Source organism: Streptomyces rishiriensis, assembly GCF_003112535.1.
Taxonomy (GTDB): Bacteria; Actinomycetota; Actinomycetes; order Streptomycetales; family Streptomycetaceae; genus Streptomyces; species Streptomyces rishiriensis.
In genome coordinates, this window is the sequence record NZ_BEWA01000008.1 from 62,733 (window position 1) to 82,797 (window position 20,065).

The 20,065-nt window shown below is 73.2% G+C and carries 18 protein-coding genes; 6 read left to right on the top strand and 12 right to left on the bottom strand.

Annotated features, from left to right (window positions below; all coding sequences use genetic code 11):
* The first annotated feature begins 129 nt into the window (after positions 1–129).
* Positions 130–1,110: an RNA polymerase sigma-70 factor gene (locus Sri02f_RS14550; RefSeq protein ID WP_109001595.1), complete on the top strand. Its 981-nt coding sequence runs from the start codon at positions 130–132 to the stop codon at positions 1,108–1,110.
* Positions 1,107–1,850, top strand: coding sequence for an SDR family oxidoreductase (locus tag Sri02f_RS14555; RefSeq protein ID WP_109001596.1), 744 nt, complete (start codon positions 1,107–1,109; stop codon positions 1,848–1,850). The genes Sri02f_RS14550 and Sri02f_RS14555 overlap by 4 nt, the downstream gene beginning before the upstream one ends.
* Here the strand turns inward: Sri02f_RS14555 and Sri02f_RS14560 are convergent.
* Positions 1,823–3,271 (bottom strand): ROK family transcriptional regulator, encoded by a 1,449-nt coding sequence (locus Sri02f_RS14560; RefSeq protein ID WP_109001597.1) that lies wholly within the window; start codon positions 3,269–3,271, stop codon positions 1,823–1,825. The two genes, Sri02f_RS14555 and Sri02f_RS14560, sit on opposite strands and share 28 nt — an antisense overlap.
* Positions 3,272–3,402: 131 nt before the next feature.
* Between Sri02f_RS14560 and Sri02f_RS14565 the strand changes: the two genes are divergently transcribed.
* Positions 3,403–4,623: an MFS transporter gene (locus Sri02f_RS14565; RefSeq protein WP_109001598.1), complete on the top strand. Its 1,221-nt coding sequence runs from the start codon at positions 3,403–3,405 to the stop codon at positions 4,621–4,623.
* Here Sri02f_RS14565 and Sri02f_RS14570 read toward each other — a convergent pair.
* The gene (locus Sri02f_RS14570) at positions 4,583–5,041 is read right to left on the bottom strand and encodes an acyl-CoA thioesterase (RefSeq protein WP_109001599.1); all 459 of its coding nucleotides are present in this window, start codon (positions 5,039–5,041) and stop codon (positions 4,583–4,585) included. The genes Sri02f_RS14565 and Sri02f_RS14570 overlap by 41 nt on opposite strands.
* Before the next feature lie 130 nt (positions 5,042–5,171).
* On the opposite strand from Sri02f_RS14570, the gene Sri02f_RS14575 reads away from it, so the two are divergent.
* Together Sri02f_RS14575 and Sri02f_RS14580 are read left to right on the top strand one after the other, a co-directional pair.
* Positions 5,172–6,551 (top strand): uracil-xanthine permease family protein, encoded by a 1,380-nt coding sequence (locus Sri02f_RS14575; RefSeq protein ID WP_109001600.1) that lies wholly within the window; start codon positions 5,172–5,174, stop codon positions 6,549–6,551.
* Positions 6,552–6,658: 107 nt separating this feature from the next.
* A complete protein-coding gene (locus Sri02f_RS14580; protein WP_281261892.1) occupies positions 6,659–7,381 on the top strand; it encodes a DUF5995 family protein in 723 nt (240 codons plus the stop codon).
* 19 nt (positions 7,382–7,400) lie between these two features.
* Here Sri02f_RS14580 and Sri02f_RS14585 read toward each other — a convergent pair whose 3' ends face one another.
* From Sri02f_RS14585 to Sri02f_RS14620, 8 genes are all read right to left on the bottom strand, one after another.
* Positions 7,401–9,113: a flavin monoamine oxidase family protein gene (locus tag Sri02f_RS14585; protein ID WP_109001601.1), complete on the bottom strand. Its 1,713-nt coding sequence runs from the start codon at positions 9,111–9,113 to the stop codon at positions 7,401–7,403.
* Positions 9,114–9,166: 53 nt separating this feature from the next.
* Positions 9,167–9,955: a carbon-nitrogen hydrolase family protein gene (locus Sri02f_RS14590; RefSeq protein ID WP_109001602.1), complete on the bottom strand. Its 789-nt coding sequence runs from the start codon at positions 9,953–9,955 to the stop codon at positions 9,167–9,169.
* Between the two features lie 183 nt (positions 9,956–10,138).
* Positions 10,139–11,290 carry an MFS transporter gene (locus Sri02f_RS14595; protein ID WP_109001603.1) on the bottom strand — a complete coding sequence of 384 codons (1,152 nt, stop codon included), beginning with the start codon at positions 11,288–11,290 and terminating at the stop codon, positions 10,139–10,141.
* A 64-nt stretch (positions 11,291–11,354) separates the two neighbouring features.
* Positions 11,355–12,818, bottom strand: a complete 1,464-nt coding sequence (locus Sri02f_RS14600; protein WP_109001604.1) for an HAD-IA family hydrolase — start codon at positions 12,816–12,818, stop codon at positions 11,355–11,357.
* A gap of 23 nt (positions 12,819–12,841) precedes the next feature.
* Positions 12,842–13,927, bottom strand: coding sequence for an ABC transporter ATP-binding protein (locus Sri02f_RS14605; protein ID WP_109001605.1), 1,086 nt, complete (start codon positions 13,925–13,927; stop codon positions 12,842–12,844).
* 3 nt (positions 13,928–13,930) lie between these two features.
* Positions 13,931–14,743: an ABC transporter permease gene (locus tag Sri02f_RS14610; protein WP_109001606.1), complete on the bottom strand. Its 813-nt coding sequence runs from the start codon at positions 14,741–14,743 to the stop codon at positions 13,931–13,933.
* Positions 14,731–15,627 (bottom strand): ABC transporter permease, encoded by an 897-nt coding sequence (locus tag Sri02f_RS14615; RefSeq protein WP_109001607.1) that lies wholly within the window; start codon positions 15,625–15,627, stop codon positions 14,731–14,733. Before Sri02f_RS14615 ends, Sri02f_RS14610 begins: the two co-directional genes overlap by 13 nt.
* Positions 15,624–16,784, bottom strand: a complete 1,161-nt coding sequence (locus Sri02f_RS14620) for an ABC transporter substrate-binding protein (protein ID WP_109001608.1) — start codon at positions 16,782–16,784, stop codon at positions 15,624–15,626. The genes Sri02f_RS14615 and Sri02f_RS14620 overlap by 4 nt, the downstream gene beginning before the upstream one ends.
* A gap of 211 nt (positions 16,785–16,995) precedes the next feature.
* On the opposite strand from Sri02f_RS14620, the gene Sri02f_RS14625 reads away from it, so the two are divergent.
* Positions 16,996–17,736, top strand: coding sequence for a GntR family transcriptional regulator (locus Sri02f_RS14625; protein ID WP_109001609.1), 741 nt, complete (start codon positions 16,996–16,998; stop codon positions 17,734–17,736).
* 79 nt (positions 17,737–17,815) lie between these two features.
* On the opposite strand, the gene Sri02f_RS14630 is transcribed toward Sri02f_RS14625, so the two are convergent.
* Complete coding sequence (locus tag Sri02f_RS14630; RefSeq protein ID WP_109001610.1) at positions 17,816–18,268, bottom strand: Lrp/AsnC family transcriptional regulator; 453 nt, start codon at positions 18,266–18,268, stop codon at positions 17,816–17,818.
* 10 nt (positions 18,269–18,278) lie between these two features.
* Positions 18,279–19,754 carry an amino acid permease gene (locus Sri02f_RS14635; protein WP_109001611.1) on the bottom strand — a complete coding sequence of 492 codons (1,476 nt, stop codon included), beginning with the start codon at positions 19,752–19,754 and terminating at the stop codon, positions 18,279–18,281.
* Positions 19,755–20,065: the final 311 nt, after the last annotated feature.

The following is a 20,065-nucleotide window of genomic DNA, read 5'->3' on the forward strand; positions in this document are numbered from 1 at the left end:
TACCTATTGACGCTTTGGTCTAGTCCTTTCTAGGGTCGAGGCGTGCGGCCCGGCGGCGGTGACGACGGCCCTTGCCCGCCGCCGGGTCCCCTCGTCCGGCCGCTCGCGCGGCTCTGGCAGGGTGACCCCATGACGACCGCGAGCGCCGACGAGTTCGAGGGCCACCGTCCCCGCCTGTTCGGGCTGGCCTATCGGATGCTCGGGTCGGCCCACGAGGCCGAGGACGCGGTCCAGGACGCCTATCTGCGGTTCAGCGGCGCCGACCGCGCGGGGATCGCGCACCCGGGGGCATGGCTGGCCAGGACCGTCGCCAACCTCTGCCTGAACCGGCTGACCTCGGCGCGGGCGCGCCGCGAGACCTACGTCGGCACCTGGCTGCCCGAGCCGGTGGTCACCTCCGACGGCACGCTCGGCCCCCTGGAGTCGGCGGAGCAGCGCGAGGCGGTCTCTCTGGCGATGCTGGTGCTGCTGGAGCGGCTCACGCCCACGGAGCGGGCGGTGTACGTGCTGCGGGAGGCGTTCGGGCACCCGCACCGCGAGATCGCCGAGGTCCTCGGTCTGAGCGAGGTCAACTGCCGCCAGCTGCACCGGCGGGCCGAGCATCGGCTCGCGGCCGCGGAACGGCGCTTCGAGGCTGCCCCCGCCCGCCGGGAGGAGCTGGTCTCCTCGTTCGTCACGGCCGCCCGGGACGGGGACCTGGACCGGCTGGAGAGACTGCTCGCCGAGGACGTGATCTGGTGGAGCGACGGCGGCGGCCGGGTCACGGCGGCCCTGCGGCCGATCCTCGGACGCGAGAAGGTGCTGCGCTTCCTGGCCGGCGTCTCCCGGGGCCTTCCGGCCGGCATCGCCTACGGCGTGGTCGAGCTCAACGGCACGCCCGGCGTGCTCGTCCGGGACGGCGACAAGCTCATGATGGCCCTCGGCTTCGAGATCCTCGACGGGGAGATCGCGGGGGTGCACGCGGTGCTGAATCCGGACAAGCTGGGCTTCGTGGAGCGCCAGTCGGGCCGGGCGCAGCGGCGGTTGTCACATTCCGTGGCGCCGCTCGGTCCCAGCTGCGAAGGGCGCTCCGACCGGGAGCGTCCGGCAACCGAAGGGACCGAACGATGACCACGATCCTGGTGACCGGCGGCACCGGCACCCTCGGCCGGCTCGTCACCGAGCGGCTGCGGGCCGACGGGCACGAGGTGCGGGTACTGAGCCGCCGCACCCCGCCCTACGCCGTCGACCTGCGCGAGGGCGGAGCGCTGCTGGACTCGGCCGTGGCGGGCGTGGACACCGTGGTGCACTGCGCGAGTTCGCCGCGCGGCGGTGACGAGCGGGCGGCCGGGCATCTGATCGCCGCCGCGCGCCGGGCCGGGGTGAGGCATCTGGTCTACATCTCGATCGTCGGGGTGGACCGGGTGCCGTACGGCTACTACCGGGCGAAGCTCGCCGTGGAGAAGCTGGTGGAGGAGTCGGGGCTGGGCTGGACGGTGCTGCGCGCCACCCAGTTCCACGACCTGCTGGTCCAGGCGTTCCAGGCGCTGGCCAGGGTGCCGGTCCTGCTGCTGCCCGCCGGGGTGAGCGCTCAGCCGGTGGAGGTGGCCGAGGTCGCCGACCGGCTCGCGGAACTGGCGGTCGGCGCGCCCGCCGGACGGGCCGAGGACATGGGCGGCCCCGAAGTGCGCACCGCGGAGTCGCTGGCCCGCGCGTTCCTGAAGGCGAGCGGCCGGCGGTGCGCCGTGCTGAACGTGCCCCTGTTCGGCGCTGCCTACCGGGGCTTTTGCTCGGGCGGTCATCTCGCCCCGGAGCGGGCCGTCGGCAAGGGCACGTTCGAGGACTACCTGGCGACGCGCATCCGTCGCTGAGCCGCCTCCGGCAGGCCGGGGGCTTCCCGCGCACCGCTGCCGAACAGTTCGTCCTGCGCGGACTCGCGGGCCGTGAGCAGCGCCCCGCGCAGGACCGCTCCGCCGCCGAGGGCGCTGGGGCGCACTTCCGTGGGCAGGGGAGCCATCAGGCGCAGCCGACGCGCCACCCGGAGCGCCAGCTCTTCGCCGCCGGCCTGGCCGACCTCCCCGCCGAGGACCACACAGCCGGGGTCGAGGACCGCGACGACGGAGGCGACGCCGAGGGTCAGACGGTCGGCGAGGGCGTCGAGGAACCGGTCGGCGCGCGCGTCCGGGCGCCGGTCGGCAGCGACGGGGCCGACAGCTACCGGGTCGGCGGGGTCGGCCCCGGGATCCGGGACGTCCGTGGCGTCCCGGAGCGGGTCGGCCCCGTCCTCCGGAGACCGGTCGGCGGGGGCAGCGTGCGGAGACCGGTCGGCGGGGGCAGCGTGCGGAGACCGGTCGGCGGGGGCGGGCGGAAGCCGGGGGGCCGGGGTGGTGCGGACCGTGTCCACCGCCCGGCGCACCAGCTCCGCCGCCACCGGCTCGTCGGCGCGCGCCCGTGCCGTCAGGCCGTGCTCCGCCGCCAGGGCGGTGATCGCCGCCGAGCCGGCCAGGGAGTGGAACCCGCCCTCGCACCCCGTGGCCGAGGGCAGGCCGTCGGTGCCGGGCACCGGCAGGAAGCCGATCTCGCCGGTGCCGCCGGAGGCTCCCCGGCGCAGGCCGCCGTCCAGCACGACGGCCGCGCCGATGCCGTGACCGAGCCACAGCAGGACGAAGGTGTCGCGGTCCCGGGCGCAGCCCTCGCGCTGCTCCGCGAGGGCTGCGAGGTTGGTCTCGTTCTCGACGTGTGCGCGGGCGTCCGGGAACCGTTCCTGCAGAGCGGCCACCAGCCGGCGGTGCCATTCGGGCAGCCCGCTGGAGTCGCGCAGTTCGCCGCTCACCGGGTCGATCAGACCGGGCGCGCCGATGCCCAGGGTGTGCAGCGGGTCGGCCCCGGCCTCCTTCGCCGCCCGCTCGACCAGGGTGACCGCCCGCTCGACGGCCGTCCCGGTGCCGGTGTCGCCGCCGATCGGCACGGACGCCTCGGCCAGCACCCTGCCGACGAGGTCGGAGACGAGCACCGCGACCCCCTCGGTGCGCACGTCCAGGGCGGCCAGATGGGCGCGCCCCGCGACGATGCCGTAGAGCTTCGCGTTCGGCCCGCGGCGCTGCTCGCCCGTCTCCCCCGCGACCTCGATCAGCCCGGAGGCGGTGAGGCGTTCGACGAGGTCGGCGACCGTGGGCCGGGACAGACCGGTGAGCTGTTTCAACTGCCCTGCCGTCAACGGGCCTTCGCGTTGCAGCAGCCGCAGGGCGAGCCGGTCGTTGATGACCCGGGCGGTGCTCGGGGATGCGGGCATGGCGGGAATCCTCCCACGGCCGGGGGGCTCGGCCGACGCGTCGCGACCAGGCCCTCTATTTATCAGGCAGGGTTCCTGATAGTTTACGTCGACGTCGCGACAAGGCCGCGCGGATCCGGAAAGGGCGAGGAATGAGCGGAGCGGGCGAGGTGGTCCACACCCCCACGGAGGTACGACGGGCCCGCTACGCCGTGGCGGCCGTGTTCACCGTGCACGGCGCGGTCACCGGTTCGTTCGCCACCCGGGTGCCGTGGATCCAGGACCACGCCGACGTCTCCACCGGGCAGCTCGGGTTCGCCCTGGCCTTCACCGCGTTCGGCGCGGCCTGCGCGATGCCGCTGGCCGGTTCGATCACCCATCGCTTCGGCAGCCGGGCCGCCCTGCGCGTGCTGCTGGCGCTGTGGACGCTGTCGCTGACCCTGCCCGCCCTCGCGCCGAACCTGCCGCTGCTGTGCCTGGCGATGTTCACGTACGGGGCCGCGGCGGGCATGGCGGACGTCGCGATGAACGCCCTCGGCGTCGAGGTGGAACGGCGGCTCGACCGGTCCATCATGTCGGGCCTGCACGGCATGTGGAGCGCGGGCGCCCTGGTCGGCTCGGCCGGCGGGACGCTCGCCGCGCACCTCGGCTCGGACGCACGGCTGCACCACACGCTGGCGGCGGCCGTCCTCACCGCGCTCGGACTCGTGGCCTGCCGATGGGTGCTGGACATCAGGCCCACCGAGGACGAGGAGCCGCCCCCGCGCTTCGCGCTGCCGCCCCGCTCGGCCCTGCTGATCGGAGCCGTCGGGTTCTGCGCGGTGTTCGCGGAGGGCGCCAGCCTGGACTGGTCGGCGGTGTATCTGCGCGACCGGCTCGCCTCCTCGGCCGGGGTCGCGGCCGCCTGCACGACCGGCTTCATGCTCACCATGGCGGTGGCCCGGATCGCGGGGGACGTGGTGGTGAACCGGTTCGGAGCGGTGCGCACCGTGCGCGCCGGGGGCGTCCTGGCCGCGCTGGGCGGTCTGCTGATCGTCGCCGCGGGGCATCCGGCGGTGGCGATCGGCGGGTTCGGGCTGATGGGGCTCGGCATCGCCGTCGTCGTACCGCTGTGCTTCGCCGCGGCCGGCCACAGCGGGCCCAACCCCAGCCAGGCCATCGCGGGCGTCGCGACCATCACGTACACCTCCGGACTGGTCGCGCCCAGCCTGATCGGCGGGGTGGCGCAGGCGACCAGCCTGACGGTGTCGTTCGTCGTCGTGACGGTGCTCACGTGCGGGCTGGTGGCCTTCGCCGGCGTGCTGCGCGGCGGCGAGCGCACGGGCGCGAAGGTCAGTCCGCGGGCCGAAGCAGTGCCCGGCCCCCGCTCCTGAGGGTCTCGCTCCACGGCGCGGGGCGCATGGTCGCCGCGTCCAGCCGGACGAGGACCCGTTCGCCGCGCGCGTAGGTCAGCGTCCCGTCCGTCGAGCAGAACCGGAAGCCGTACGTCAGCCCGGTGTTGCCGAGCCGCTCCAGCCACAGGTGCACGGCGTAGGCGCCCGGCTTGGTGACCGGGGCCTCGTAGCTGACGCGCAGCTCCTTGACGGCGTTGCAGGCGTCGCCGGCCGTGGCCCAGTCGCCCTCGAAGCGGACGCCGTACTCCTGCCACAGCTCGGTCCAGGCGCGTTCGACCATCAGCGGATAGCGGGCGTTGTGCAGCAGTCCGAGCGCGTCCAGGTCGTCGAAGTGGACGGTGACGGGGACGAGCCGGCCGTATGTCACAGCGGGGGCGGGCGGGGCTTCGGCGGTCACGGCGAGCACTCCTGGGCGTGTATGAGGAAACGACCACCATCCTAAGCCGCCCCTAAGCGGTCGCTCACCGCCCTCTCGCACGTGAGAATGACCGGGAGAGCCGCTCCCTCACGAAGGCGAACCCGCAACCATGGATCTCGGCGTCCGCTGGAAACTGCACGGCGACGGACGCACCCCTGCGCCCGGCGCGGTGGTCCGCCCCGACGAACGGCTGTCCTGGCCGCGCACGGCCGGCCTCGGCGCCCAGCACGTGGTGGCCATGTTCGGCGCGAGTTTCGTGGCGCCGGTCCTCATGGGCCTGGACCCCAACCTCGCCATCATGATGTCCGGCGTCGCCACCGTCGTCTTCCTGCTCGCGACCCGCGGCCGGGTGCCCAGTTATCTCGGGTGCTCCCTGTCCTTCGTGGGCGTGGCGGCGGTCATCCGGGCGCAGGGCGGGACGAGCGCCACGGTCACCGGAGCGGTGTTCGTCGTCGGGGTCGCGCTGTTCGCCGTCGGCCTGGCCGTGCAGCGCTTCGGGGCGCGGATCATCCACGCCGCGATGCCGCCGATCGTGACGGGCGCCGTGGTGATGCTGATCGGCTTCAACCTCGCGCCGGTCACCGCCTCGACCTACTGGCCGCAGGACCAGTGGACCGCGCTGCTGGTGATGGCGTTCACCGCCGCGGCCGTGGTGTGTCTGCGCGGGTTCTGGTCCCGCATCGCCATCTTCCTCGGGCTCGTCCTCGGATACGCCGTCTCCTGGGCGTTCGACCGGATCTTCGGCCGGATCCACTCCGCCGACGCGAGCGGCAAGGTCACCGACCACTGGCGGCTCGACCTGTCCGGCGTCGGTCACGCCGACTGGATCGGCCTGCCGCCCTTCCACGGCCCGTCCTTCGACTGGTCGGCTGCCCTGGTGGCCCTGCCCGTCGTCATCGCGCTGGTCGCGGAGAACGCCGGGCACGTCAAGGCGGTCGGCGAGATGACCGGCGACGACCTGGACGACCGGCTCGGCACGGCGATCTCCGCCGACGGCGTCGGCTCGATGCTGTCCACCGCCCTGGGCGGGCCGCCCAACACCACCTACTCCGAGAACATCGGCGTGATGGCCGCGACCCGCGTCTACTCGACGGCCGCCTACTGGGCCGCCGCCGGGTTCGCCCTCCTGTTCGGTCTGTGCCCGAAGTTCGGCGCGATCGTCGCCGCGGTCCCCGGCGGCGTCCTCGGCGGGATCACCGCCATCCTGTACGGCATGATCGGCCTGCTCGGCGCGCAGATCTGGATCAACGCCGGCGTCGACCTGCGCAACCCGCTGAACCTGGTGCCGGCCGCGGCGGGCATCATCATCGGCGTCGGCAACGTCACGATGACGTTCACCGACACGTTCTCGCTGAGCGGCATCGCGCTCGGCACCGTCGTCGTCATCACCGGCTACCACGCACTGCACGCGTTCGCGCCCGCCCATCTCACGACGCAGCGACCGCTGCTGGACGAAGGCACCAGCAGCTACGACGACGCCGGTTCGTAGGCGCGCGACGGGCCGAACCGGCCGGGGCGGCGGGCTCGTTCCCCCGTTCCGGGGAAGCGTCGGGCTCGCCGACCCGCGGGACCTCCCAGGACTGCGACCCTGCCCCCATGCCGCAATGGGAACAGTTCACGCCGCCCGTCGAGCCGGGCGCCGACACGGCCGGCCCGCTGGGCGCGAGCGTCGACGACGTGCTCGCCCGGATGCGCGCCCTCGACGCGACCCTGCCCGCCCAGGACGGGGTCGCGGTCTTCAACCGCGTCTACCTGGCGGTGACCCGGGAGGTGGACCGGCGCATCGACCGGGGCCGGTTCCCGGATCCGCGGGCCGCGACCACGCTGGACGTGCGGTTCGCGCAGCGCTATCTGGACGCCGTCGACCCGGTGCCGTCGGACCGGCGCGCGCCCGCCTGCTGGCGTCCGCTGCTGCAGTTCCGCCGCCATCCCGGCGTAAGGCCGCTGCAGTTCGCGCTCGCGGGCGTCAACGCGCACATCGGACACGACCTCGCGCTCGCCGTCGTGGACGCCTGTCACAGCCTCGGCTGCGAACCGGCCGAGCTGGAGGACGAGTTCGACCGCGTGGGCGATCTCCTCGTCTCGCTGGAGGAGCGCGTCCGCGAGGACCTGATGCCGGGCCCCGACCTGTTGCAGATCGCCGATCCCCTCACCCACCTGCTCGGCGCCTGGAGCCTGGAGCGCGCCCGGGACGCCACCTGGACGGCGGCCCGGGCCCTGTGGGCGCTGCGCCGGCTCCCGGGCGTGGCCCAGGAGTTCACCGAGCGGCTCGACACGGCCGTCGGCTTCGCGGGGCGGATGATGCTCACCCCGCTGTGAGGCCCCCGCAGGGCGGACCTCAGTCCTCCGGCAGCTCCACCGGCGCGATCTCGTCGTAGACGTCGCCGGGACCGGGGTTGGTCGCGTCCGTCGTCCCGCCGAAGTGGTGCATCACGCCCCAGACCGCGTTCAGCGCGGTCTGGACCGCGCCCTCGGCCCAGCCCGCCGTCCAGGAGATGTCGTCGCCGGCCAGGAAGATGCCCCGCTTGTCCTCGGGCAGACGGTCCTGCATGAAGTGCGTGAACAGGCGGCGCTGGTAGCGGTAGTGGCCGGGCAGGTTGGCCTTGAACGCGCCCATGAAGTAGGGCTCGTTCTCCCAGGAGACCGTCACCGGGTTGCCGATGACGTGCTTCCGGATGTCGACGTTCGGATAGATCTCGCCGAGCGACTTCAGCATGACCTCCATCCGTTCGTTCGCCGACAGCGGCAGCCACTTCAGGCTGTCGTCGCACCAGGTGTAGGACAGGCAGATGACCGCGGGCTTGTCGGGGCCGTCGTCGAGCAGGTACGTGCCGCGCGTCATGCGGTCGGTGAGCGTCATCGACATGACGTCCCGGCCGGTCGGGTTTCCCCTGTCGTCGACGGCCTTGTCCAGCCAGAAGGGCCGGTCGACCGGCACGAACAGCTTCGAGGACTCCATGTAGTGGGTGCGCTCGATGGCGGTCCAGTGGTCGATCGGGAAGAGCGAGTCGTCGCAGGCGATCTTCGACAGGAGCATCCAGGACTGGGCCGTGAAGATCGCCGCCCGGTAGGTGCGGATGTCGCCGGCCGCGTCCGTCACGGTGATCCGGTTGCCGGCGGTGCGGTGCAGCCGGGTCACGGCCGGGCGGGGCTCGCGGCCCTCGTGCAGGCTCGCCAGCGAGGTGCCGTGGGCCCAGTGGACGATCTTCGCCGGCTCGCGCTCCCAGAGCCGCAGCGGAAGCTGCTGGCTGCCGCCGACGATCCCGCGGTGATGGTCGTCGGCCTCGGTGTAGACGACCCGCAGGATCTCCAGGATGGAGTTGGGGAAGTCGGTGTCCCAGCCGCCCGTGCCGAAGCCGACCTGGCCGAAGATCTCGCGGTGGCGGAAGGACCGGAACGCCTCGGAGTCGCAGAGGAAGCCGTAGAAGGTCTGGTTGTCGAGCTTCTCGACGAGCTTCGCCCAGATCTCGCGGATGCGCGGCACGTCGCGCTCGCGCATGGCCTGATTCATGTCGGAGAAGTCCGCGCCCTCTTCCAGGCACTTGTTCCAGGCCGCGGCGACGTCACGGTAGACCTGCGGAAGGTCGTCGATCGTCTCGGCGTAGTGGGACTCGCCCTTGAGGTCGACGACCGTCGAAGGAGTCGCCTCGGCAAGGGGGTTGGGGAACGGCTCGGTCCGCAGACCCACCAGGTCGATGTAGTGCTGCAGCGCCGTGGAGGACGGCGGGAAGCGCATCGCGCCCATCTCGGCGATGAGGGAGGGGTCGCAGCCGTCGAAGCCGACGGTGCGCAGCCGCCCGCCGATCTTGTCGGCCTCGTAGACGACCGGCTTGAGGCCCATCTTCATCAGCTCGTAGGCGGCCACGATGCCCGACAGCCCGCCGCCGATGACGGCCACCTCGGCCCCGTGCTCGGTCGCGGGGATCTGGCCGAGCCCCGCCGGATGGGCGAGGAAGTCGTCGTACGCGTACGGGAAGTCCGGGCCGAACATGGTGATCGGCGGCTGCTGCTCGTCTGCGTGCTCGACGGCGTTGGGCACGGTGGACGTCATGGGGTGCGGACTCCTTGCGGCGAAGACGAACGGACTCGAAGGACGACGGGGCTTCAGACCAGGGACCCGTAGAGGCCGGGGCGACGGTCGTGCAGATACGGGTTGGCCGCTCGCGACGCCGCGAGCGCGACGGGGTCGACGTCGGCGAACACCAGTTCCTCGTCGCGTCCGGCGCGGGCCCGGACGACTCCGTCGGGCCCGGCCAGCGCGGACAGCCCGACGAACTCGTACTCGCCTTCCCGTCCGGCCCGGTTGACGTAGGCGACGTACATCTGGTTCTCGAAGGCGCGCACCGGGACCATCGACTCGGCGACGAACTGGAAGGGGTGCATCTGCGCGGTCGGCACGACGAGCAGGTCGGTGCCGGCCAGGGCGTGGGCGCGGACGTTCTCCGGGAACTCGACGTCGTAGCAGATCATCAGGCCCACGGTGAGGCCGTTCAGCTCGGCCTGGACCACCGGCTGCCCGCCCTCGCGGAAGTGGTCGCGCTCGAAGCAGCCGAAGAGGTGGGTCTTGCGGTAGTTCGCGAGCCGGACGCCCTCGGCGGAGATCAGCTGAGCGGAGTTGAGGACCGTCTCGCCGTCCCGCTCGGGGTAGCCGTACGCGATGGCGAGCCCGTGCCGTGTGGCGAGCCCGGCGATCGCGTCCGCGGAGTCGCCGTCGGCGGGCTCGGCGAGGCGGGCGACGTCGTCGCCGATCGCGTACCCCGTGAGGAACAGCTCCGGCGTGACCAGGAGCGCGGCGCCCGCGGCTGCGGCCCGCTCCGCGGCCTCGTCGAGCGCCTTGAGGTTCTCGACGACGGATCCGGGACGGCCGGAGCTCTGGAGCAGGGCGGTGCGCATGCGTGATCCTCACCGGGTACGAGGGGGGCGTGGGGGCCGCTGCGGGGGCCTCTGTGGAGGCGGTCGCGGGGGCCAGATAGACGGTACGGTCGGCCGCGCGGGCCGGACAAGGAGGAGCCGTTGCGCACCGGTGAGCGGAACGTTGCGTGCGCGGGGGCCCCGGCGGCGATTCGTTGCGCGCGCTCACCGCTTCCTCCCCCGGGCCGCCGCCAGGGCCACGGCCAGGGCCGTCGTCAGGTACGGCACCGCGCACAGGGCGAACGCGGCGCCGTGCCCGAAGGCGGACCCGAGGAACCCGTACGCGCCGTACACCGCGACGGTCACCAGCTCGGTGCCCAGGCCCGCGACCGAGGTCAGGGTGGCCCGGCCGGCGCCCTCGATGCGGCGCTGGAGCCGGACGTCCGCCAGGACCGTCGCGAGCTGGAAGCCGCCGAAGGCGAGGGCGACGAGGGCGATGCCCGCGGGCTTCCCGGTGAGGGCGCCGGCCGCCAGGGCGAGCGCCGCGCCCGCGAGGAGCGCGGCGAGCCCGGCGCGGCCCAGGCGTTCCGCCGGGCCGGACAGCAGGCTGCCGGCCGTGACGCCGGCCCAGACCAGCACGAGGAGGCGGGGGACGTCGGTGTCCGGGACGCCGGTCTCCTCGACCAGCAGCGGGGTGTACTCGTCGAGCGCCCCCCACACCGCCGTGACGGCCGGCACGAGCAGCAGGGCGCCGAGGACCGAACGGTCCCGGCGGACGTCGGCGAACCCCGCGCGCAGAGTGGCGGCCCAGCCGTCCTCGGACGGGGCGGCCGGGGCGCGGTGCTCGGGGAAGCGGGTGGCGACCGCGGCGCAGAGCAGGCTCGCCAGCACGCTGGCCGCGCCGACGGCCCGGTAGCCGCCGGCCGAGAGCACCGGCCCGGCCAGTGCCGTCGCCGCCATCACGGCCACCTGGCCCAGCGCATGGGCGCGGCCCATCACCCGGGCGTACCGGTCCGCCGCGCCGGCCCGTTCCAGCTCCTCGTAGACCAGCGCCTCCAGCGCGCCGGAACCCAGTGCGCCGCGCGCTCCCCACAGGACGAAGCCGGCCGCGAAGGCCCAGTACGACGGGACGAGCACCCACAGCGCGAAGCCGGCCGCGCCCAGCAGCGGGCCCAGCCACAGGAGCGTCCGTCGGGACACGGCGTCGGCCCAGGCCCCGGAAGGAACCTCCAGCAGGACGCCGGTCAGCGACCACAGGACGAAGAGGGAGGAGATCCGCCCGACGGACAGCCCGCTGTCCGCGAACAGCAGCACGTACACCGGGTACAGCAGCACGAACTCGTCGAGGAACGCGTACGCGTGGAGCGTGGCGGTCAGTCGACGGACGCCGGAGCCGGTCGTGGATCAATGTCGCCAGGTCATGCCACCGATGGTAGCCAGTTCAGGCCCCGCCGCCCACCGGTTTCCCGGCGAGCGCGAACGTGGTGATCACCGCCGCGTGGTCGGAGGGCCAGTCGTTGTCCTCGACGTCCGGCCAGGGCCGGGGGCGGCCGGTGACATGGGTGCGGGAGTCGAGCACCCTGAGGCCACGGTGGAGCACGAAGTCGATCCGGTCCTGCGGTTCGGGGCGGCCGCTGCCGTCCTCGTGCTCGGTGTGGACCGGCGACCAGGTGTGCCCGGGCTCGCGGACGGGATCGGGGTGCGCCTCGCGGTAGGAGTCGGCGAAGCCCGCCTCCTCGGCGGCCCGCGTCACCGGCCACGCCACGTCCGGCCGGTCCAGGTGGGAGGGGCTGTTGAAGTCGCCGACGAGGACGACCGGCACGCCCGGCGCGGCTCCGATCCGGCGCAGGGCGTCCCGCAGCCGGGCGAGCCGCACCCCCTCGTGGGCGATCAGTGCGTCCGCGCCGAGCCCGTCGAAGGCGGCCTCGTAGGGCCCGTACGGCGCGTAGTCCAGGTGGGCCGTCCACACGTCTACCTCGTGTCCGTCCGCCTCGATCCGGACGCCCGCCGCGCCGTAGAAGCCCACGCCGGGGTCGCCGAGGGCGGCCGTGATCGGGTGCCGGCTGATGATCCCGAGGTTGTCCCCGGCCCGGTGGTGGTGCCAGCCGAGGGCATCGGCGAGCTCCTCGGCCGCGGCGCCGTACGTCTCCTGGAGGCCGACGACGTCCACGTCGGTCTCGGTGAGGATCTTGAGCTGTTTGGCCCGGTGGTCGTGGACCTTCGTGCCGCCGTGCCAGAGGTTCCAGCTCATGACGCGGAGCCGGTGCGGCGTCAGGGAGCGCAGCCACTGCGGGGTGACGCCGTCCAGGCCGGCCACCACGGTCCGGCCGGGCGCCGTCCCGATCGGCGCGAGCGAGGGCACGGCGAGCACCGTGCACCCGGCGGCCTCGGCGGAGGCCACCCCGGTCTCGGTGTCCTCGACGGCCACACAGGCCGCCGGGTCGACGCCGAGGGCCCGGCAGGCGGCGAGGTAGGGGTCGGGGGCGGGCTTGGTGTGCTCGGTGTCGTCGGCGGTGACGGTGGCGGCGAAGCGGCTCGCGCCGAGCGCGTCGAGCACGACGCCGGCGACCGCCCGGGGCGACGCGGTCACCAGCGCCGTCGGCACGCCCTCCCGGGCCAGGGCGTCGAGCAGGGCGAGTGCACCGGGGCGCGGCACTATCCCGGCGCGGACACGGTCCGCGAAGTCCCGGTGGAGCGCCTCGGCGAGCTCCGGGGCGGGGCGGCCGGTGGCGGCGGCCAGCCAGTGCGCGGTGTGCTCGACGGGACGGCCGAGCACGTCCGGCCGGTCCGCCTCGGTCAGGGGTCGGCCGGCCGCCTCTTCCACCGCCTCCCACCACAGCCGCTCGGTGTCGACGAGCGTTCCGTCCATGTCGAACAGGACGGCCTGAAGGGGGAGTCGCGTCACGGTTGCCTCTTTCGGTGGGGGGATCAGGAAGTGCGTTCGGTGACGAGCACCGGGCGGTCGGGCAGCGACACGTCCACCGCGGCGCCGGCGGTGAGCCCGGCGGTCTCGTGCGCGGGCAGGTCGGCCTTGATCTCGGCGCCGTCGGCGAGCCGGACGGTGACCCGGACGGCGGCGCCCAGGAAGGAGGTGGCGACCACGCGCGCGTCCCCGTCGTCCGCGGCCCGCACCTGTACGGCCTCCGGCCGCACCAGGACGTCCACCTCGGTCACGGCGGGGATCCTGCCGTCGACGGGCAGTCGGCGCCCGAGCACGTCGACGGTCCCGCCGTCGAGGCGTCCCGGGATCCGGCTCGTCGTGCCCACGAACCCGGCGACGAAGGCCGTCGCGGGCCGTCCGTACAACTCGGCCGGGGCGGCGCACTGTTCGAGCCGTCCGGCGTGCATCACGGCGACCCGGTCCGCCATGGACAGGGCCTCTTCCTGATCGTGGGTGACGAACAGGGTGGTGATGCCGAGCTCCTGCTGGAGCCGCCGGATCTCCTCGCGCAGGGTCAGCCGCACCTTGGCGTCGAGCGCGGAGAGCGGCTCGTCCAGGAGCAGGACGCGTGGGCGCAGGGCGAGGGCGCGGGCCAGGGCGACCCGCTGCTGCTGACCGCCGGAGAGCTGGTGGGGGAAGCGTGCGCCCTTGTCGGCGAGGCCCACCAGGTCCAGCAGCTCGGCTGCCCGGGAGCGCCGTTGGGCGGTGCGCACCTTGCGCATCCGCAGCCCGAAGGCCACGTTGTCGAGCGCGTCGAGATGCGGGAAGAGGCTGTAGGACTGGAAGACCATCCCGGCGTCCCGGCGGTGGGCCGGGACCCGGGTGACGTCCTCGCCGTCGACCAGCACCTCGCCGGAGTCCGGGTGCTCGAACCCGGCGAGCATCCGCAGCGCGGTGGTCTTGCCGCAGCCGGAGGGGCCGAGCAGGGCGAGGAGTTCACCCGGCCGGACGGTGAGGTCGAGGCCGGCGAGGGCGACGGTCGGCCCGAACTCGCGCCGCAGGCGGCGGAATTCGACGGTCGCCGCCTGCGTCGCCGGCTGCGGCGTGGTCGCTGTGTTGTCGAGCACGGTCATGGTTCATCCCCGGGGAGTAGGACGGGTGCGCCCGCCGAAACCGGCGAGGACGAGGAGGAGCGCCCAGGTCACGAGCAGGCTGAGCACGGAGACGGCGACGGACAGCTGGGCCTGCGAACCGCTGACGTTGACGATCCAGACGGCGAACGGCTGGAAGCCGAGCAGCTGCGCCACGGTGAACTCGCCGAGCACCAGGGCCAGGGTGAGGAAGGAGGCGTTGAGCAGCGCGCCGCGCAGATTGGGCAGGACGGCCCGGATCAGCGCCTGCGGCCAGCCCGCCCCACAGCTGCGGGCGGCCTCGACGAGGGTGCCCACGTCGACGGAGCGCAGTCCCGCGTCCAGGGCCCGGTACACGAACGGCAGGGCCATGACGACGTAGGCCAGCACGAGGACCACGGGGAAGTCGGGGTTCTGGATGGCCACGAAGGTCTGGAACAGCGGGGTGCGCGACAGCTGCTCGGGTCCCCACTTCAGCACCGTCCCGATGCCCGCGACGAACGCGATCGGCGGGACGACCAGCGGCAGCGAGCACACCACCTCGACGACCGGCCGCAGGCGGGGCGAGCCCAGCCGCAGCGCCACCATGGCGGGCACCATCAGCAGCAGGACGACGGCGACGGTGACGGCGGCCAGTTCCAGCGAGAGCAGCGGACTGGAGCCGAAGCCGCCGGTGGAGAAGATCTGCGTGTAGGCGTCGAGGGTGACGCCCTGTCCGGGCACGTCGACGGTGAAGACGACCGACGCGGCGAGCGGCACCAGGAAGTACAGTCCGGCGAGGCCGAGGACCGCCCATCGCCACAGGTTCAGGCGAGCCATCGCGCGCTCCGTCGTTGCAGGGGCAGGTACACCGCCATGACCAGGCCCGCGACCAGGACCATGTCGAGGCTGAGCGCGAGGGCCACGTTCTCCTGGCCGACGAGCACGTTGCCCGAGAGGGCGTCGGCGATCTGGAGGGTGACCAGCGGGATGGAGCTGCCCACCATGGCGGCCGCGGTCGCGTACGCGGCGAAGGCGCTGCCGAAGAGGAGCACCAGGCCGCCGAGCAGCGAGGGCAGCAGGACGGGCAGGGCGACGTGCCGCCAGTACTGGGCGGGTGTCGCGCCGTTGTTCTGCGCCGCCTCGCGCCACTGGGAGCGCAGCCCCTCCAGGGCGGGGGTGATGGTGAGCACCATCAGCGGGAGCAGGAAGTACAGGTAGACGACCACCAGCCCCCAGAAGCTGTACAGGTCCCAGCCCTGGTCGGTGAGGCCGAACTGCCTGGTCAGCACACCGGCGTTGCCGAGCGTGGCGACGAAGGCGAAGGCCAGCGGGACGCCGCCGAAGTTGGCCAGCACGCCGGACGCGGTGAGCACGGCCTCGCGCAGCGCGCGGTGGCGGGAGGTCACCACGGCCTGGGCCAGCGGCAGCCCGAGCAGCGCTCCCAGTCCCGCGGACACGGCCGACAGCTTCACGCTGCCGAGCAGGGCCGTCAGATACGCGCCCCGCAGCGAGGCGGTCAGGTTGCCGGCCGTGTACGAGGTGGCGCCGGTGGCCGGGTCCCTGACGGTGAACGCGCCGTCGAGCATGGCCATGGCGGGCAGCCCGAAGGCGAGCGCGGTGAAGGCGAGCAGCGGGACGACGGCGAGCCAGCCCAGGGACCGGCGCCGCCGCTGGAGCCCGGCGGCGGGCGCCGTGTCGGCCCGTACGGCGACGGAGGTCATCCGGAGACGGCCTCGGCCCAGCCCTGCCCGAGGACCGTCTTGGCCTTGCTCTGCTGGGCCTCGGTCGGGAAGGAGGGCGTGCCGGAGACCTCGGGCAGCTTGGCCGCGGCCGTCTTGTCGAGGGTGCCGGCCTTCTCCATGGCGGTCATCAGGACCGGCCGCGCGTAGCCCTTGAGCCACAGGTTCTGGCCCTCGGCGCTGTAGAGGTACTCCTGCCACAGGCGGGCGGCCGCCGGGTGCGGGGCGTCCTTGTTGATCGCCTGGGAGTAGTACTGGGAGAACTGGCCGTCGCGGGGCACCGCCACCTTCCAGTCGACGCCCTTGGAGCCGAACTCGTCGGCGTATCCGGCGTTGAGGTAGTCCCAGTCGATGCTGATGGGCGTCTCGCCCTTCTCGACGGTGGCCGGCGTCGACTCGACGGGCGTGTAGTTGCCGTTCTTCTTCAGCTTGGCGAAGAAGTCGAGGCCGGGCTGGATGTCGTCGAAGGAGCCGCCGCTCGCGAGGGAGGCCGCGTAGACGCCGCCGAACGCGGAACCCGACTTGGTGGGGTTGCCGTTGAGGGCGACCTGGCCCTTGTACTGCGGCTTGAGCAGGTCCGCGAAGGTGGTCGGACAGACCTTCACGCGCTTGGCGTCGCAGCCTATGGAGAGGTAGCCGCCGTAGTCGTTGTACCAGCGGGCCCGGGCGTCCTTCTGCCCCTCGGGGATGTCGGCGTACGACGCCACCTTGTACGGCGCGAGCAGGCCCTGCTGCGCGGCGCTCAGCGCGAAGGAGCTGCCGAGGTCGAGGACGTCCGGTGCGCGGCCCTGGCCCTTGCGCGAGGTGACGGCGTTGATCTCGTCCTGGCTGGCGGCGTCGGGGTTCTCGACCGCGACCTTGACGCCGTACTTCTTCTGGAAGCCGTCGATCAGGGCGCCGTAGTTCGCCCAGTCGCGGGGCAGCGCGATGGCGTTCAGCGTGCCCTCCTTCCTGGCCGCCTTCACCAGGGCGTCGAGGCCGCCGAAGTCGGCGGCGGACGCGGCGGTGGCGGCGCTCTTGCCGTCGGCGGCGGCCGCGGCGCCGGTGTCGGGGGCGGCGCCACAGGCGCTCAGGGCGAGTACGGCGACGGCGGCGAGGGCGCCGCCACGAACGGCGGTTCTCGGCAGGGGCACGGTCACGGCTTCTCCAGGGGACGCGCTGGAATGCAGGAGGCGGGGTTGACTTGTCTGAACAAGTTGGCCCAAGTACGCCCGCCGTCGGTGTCCCCTTCGTGAACACCGGCGAAACCCTGAGCCCCTGTTTCCCGCACAGTTGTGGTCGTCACCGAACCGCGCCGCGAGTGGACTACGCTGGTCAGACTGTGTACAGCAGTCGAAGCAGAGGGGAATCATGGCCGCGCGACACGAGGAGATCGCCGACGAACTGCGCCGGGCGATCGACCGCGAGGAGTACGCGGTCGGCGCCCGGCTGCCCGCCGAGACCGACCTCGCCGCCCGGTACGGCGTCTCGCGCGGCACGGTCCGCCAGGCCGTCGCGGCGCTGACCGCCGAGGGCCTCATCGGCTCCCGCCAGGGCGCCCGCCGCGTGGTCCTGGCCAGTCATCGCAGCCAGAGCTTCGCCGAGCTGCGCAGCTTCGCCCAGTGGGCGCGCGCGATGGGCCGCCGGGCCACCGGCCGGGTCGTGCGGCAGGACTACCGACCGGCCGGCGCGGAGGACGCCGTGCGCCTCCAACTCCGCGAGGGGACACCGGTGTTGCACGTGCTGCGGCTGCGCGGCCTGGACGGTGAGCCGGTGCTTTTGGAGCGGACCGTGTACGCGGACTGGATCTCCCCGGCCGTCGAGTCGATCGAGCCGGACTGTCCCTCGGTGACCCAGCGCCTCCTCGACGACAGCGGCCTCGTCTTCGCCTACGGCGAGCACGTCATCGACGCGGTGGCCGCGGGCGCCCAGGACGCCGAGCTGCTCGGCGTGCGCCGTACGAGCCCGCTGCTGCGCGTCCGCCGGGTGACCACGACCCACGAGGGCCGCCCGGTGGAGTGGTCGGACGACCGCTACCGCTCCGACGCGGTCAGTTTCAGCGTGCACAACTCGATAGGCAACAACGCGCTGGCCCGCAAGACGGCCGAGTAGGACGCGCAACGGCCCGGGCCGGCCGCGGAGCGCGCGGGCAGGGGCGGGTGGGGGGCGGGTGGGGGGCGGGCGAACCGGCTCAGGCCGGCGAGCCCGAGGAGAAGCGGCGCAGGAGCGGGGACAGCACCAGGACCGACTTCGTGCGTTCCACGAAGGGCTCCCCCGCGATCCGTTCCAGGACGCGTTCGAAGTGGCGCATGTCGGCGGCGAATACCTGGGCGACCGCGTCCGCCTCGCCGGTGACGGTGGACGCCGCCACTACCTCCTGGTAGCGCTCCAGGCCCCGCTGGATGGTCTCCGGGGAGGTGTTGCGCCGGCAGTAGATCTCGACGAACCCCTCGGTCTCCCAGCCGAGGGCCGCCGGGTCGACCCGTACGGTGAAGCCGGTGATGGCTCCGGTGGCCCGCAGCCGGTCCACGCGCCGTTTCACGGCGGGCGCGGACAGGCCGACCAGGTGCCCGATGTCCGCGTAGGAGCGGCGGGCGTCCTCGGCGAGGGCGTGCACGATGCGTTCGTCGAGATCGTTCAGCACAGTGGGTCGATCACTTCTCAGATGGTGCGGGTGACGCGAGTCGGGAGCGGCGGTGGCCGTAGAGGAAGTAGACCACGAGCCCGACCGCCATCCAGACTCCGAAGACCACCCAGGTGACGGCCGACAGGCTGCCCATCATCCACACGCACAGGCCGAAGCCGACGGCCGGCAGGACCGGGGACAGCGGCACGCGGAAGGTACGGGGCATCTCCGGACGGGTCCGGCGCAGCACCACGACGGCGATGTTGACCAGCCCGAACGCGAACAGCGTGCCGATGCTGGTGGCGTCCGCCAGCTGGCCCAACGGGATCGCGGCGGCCAGGACGCCGCAGAAGAGGGACACGATGACCGTGTTGGCCCGCGGCGTGCCGGTCTTCGGGTGGACCTTGGAGAACACCTGGGGCACCAGGCCGTCCCGGGACATCGCGAAGAGGATGCGGGTCTGGCCGTACAGCACGGTCAGGACGACGCTCGCGATGGCGATGACCGCGCAGAAGGCGAGGAGGGTCCCCCAGAAGGACTGACCGGTCACCTCGCGCATGATCTGGGCGAGTGCGGCCTCGGAGTCCCCGAACCGCTGCCACGGCTTGGCGCCGACGGCCACGGCCGCGACGAGCACGTAGAGCGCGGTGACGATGACCAGCGACAGCATGATGGCCCGCGGCAGATCGCGCTGCGCGTTCTTCGCCTCCTCGCCGGCGGTGGAGGCGGCGTCGAAGCCGATGTACGAGAAGAACAGGGTCGCCCCGGCCGCGCTGACGCCCGCCATGCCCAGCGGCATGAAGTTCTCGTAGTTGCCGGAGCGGAAGCCCTGGACGCCGATGGCGCAGAACAGCACCAGCGCGGCGATCTTCACGGCCACCATGAACGTGTTGGCGCGGGCCGACTCGCGGGCGCCGCCCAGCAGGAAGGCCATCGCCAGCAGGACGACGATGAGGGCGGGCAGGTTGAAGACGCCCCCGTCGCCGGGCGGCGCCGACAGCGCGTCCGGGATGGTGACGCCGATGGTCCCGTCGAGCAGCTCGTTGAGGTACTCGCCCCAGCCGACGGCGACGGCGGCCACCGAGACGCCGTACTCCAGGACCAGACACCAGCCGCAGATCCAGGCGATCAGCTCGCCCATCGTCGCGTATGCGTACGAGTACGAGGACCCGGCGACCGGGATGGTGCCGGCCAGCTCCGCGTAGGAGAGCGCCGAGAAGAGCGCCGTGACGCCGGCGATCACGAAGGACAGGGTGACGGCCGGCCCGGCCTTGGGGACGGCCTCGCCGAGGACGACGAAGATGCCGGTGCCGAGCGTGGCGCCGATGCTGATCATGGTGAGCTGCCAGAGCCCGAGCGAGCGCCGCAGGGACCCGCCCTCGCCCTGGCCGCCCTCGGCGACCAGCCGTTCCACGGGCTTGCGCCGCATGAGGCGCGCGAACAGCCCCGGGGACGCGGGGGCGGTCCGACTTCTCTGGTGCGGGGGTGCGCCTTGGTCGAGCACGCGCTGACTCCTTCGTCGCTGCCTCTCGGCGCGGAGGGGACCGGCGGCGCGCCTGTGCGATCAGGGGCCCGCCGAGCGGGGTCCCCGCCACGCTACGTACAGCGCGTAACCCTACGAGCCCGGACGTTGCCGCTGTAATGCAGCAACCTTGCGCGTGCCCGCATGATCATTGCGTTCATCACGGCGCGGCGGGTGTTCGTTGCGCGCGCGCCGCCGGGTGTTGCACGGGCCCCGTCAGGAGAACTCCCCGACGAGGAGGACACAGGCGCCGGCGAACTCGTGCAGAGCCGATGTGCAGCTCCGGCAGCGGC

Bases quoted from the DNA above. Each gene is read 5' to 3' on its own strand.
- Sri02f_RS14615 (WP_109001607.1), bottom strand. From the start codon at position 15,627: ATGACCTCCGTCGCCGTACGGGCCGACACGGCGCCCGCCGCCGGGCTC.
- Sri02f_RS14590 (WP_109001602.1), bottom strand. From the start codon at position 9,955: ATGCGCACCGCCCTGCTCCAGAGCTCCGGCCGTCCCGGATCCGTCGTC.
- Sri02f_RS14550 (WP_109001595.1), top strand. From the start codon at position 130: ATGACGACCGCGAGCGCCGACGAGTTCGAGGGCCACCGTCCCCGCCTG.
- Sri02f_RS14555 (WP_109001596.1), top strand. From the start codon at position 1,107: ATGACCACGATCCTGGTGACCGGCGGCACCGGCACCCTCGGCCGGCTC.
- Sri02f_RS14605 (WP_109001605.1), bottom strand. From the start codon at position 13,927: ATGACCGTGCTCGACAACACAGCGACCACGCCGCAGCCGGCGACGCAG.
- Sri02f_RS14560 (WP_109001597.1), bottom strand. From the start codon at position 3,271: ATGCCCGCATCCCCGAGCACCGCCCGGGTCATCAACGACCGGCTCGCC.
- Sri02f_RS14580 (WP_281261892.1), top strand. From the start codon at position 6,659: ATGCCGCAATGGGAACAGTTCACGCCGCCCGTCGAGCCGGGCGCCGAC.
- Sri02f_RS14585 (WP_109001601.1), bottom strand. From the start codon at position 9,113: ATGACGTCCACCGTGCCCAACGCCGTCGAGCACGCAGACGAGCAGCAG.
- Sri02f_RS14625 (WP_109001609.1), top strand. From the start codon at position 16,996: ATGGCCGCGCGACACGAGGAGATCGCCGACGAACTGCGCCGGGCGATC.
- Sri02f_RS14565 (WP_109001598.1), top strand. From the start codon at position 3,403: ATGAGCGGAGCGGGCGAGGTGGTCCACACCCCCACGGAGGTACGACGG.
- Sri02f_RS14610 (WP_109001606.1), bottom strand. From the start codon at position 14,743: ATGGCTCGCCTGAACCTGTGGCGATGGGCGGTCCTCGGCCTCGCCGGA.
- Sri02f_RS14575 (WP_109001600.1), top strand. From the start codon at position 5,172: ATGGATCTCGGCGTCCGCTGGAAACTGCACGGCGACGGACGCACCCCT.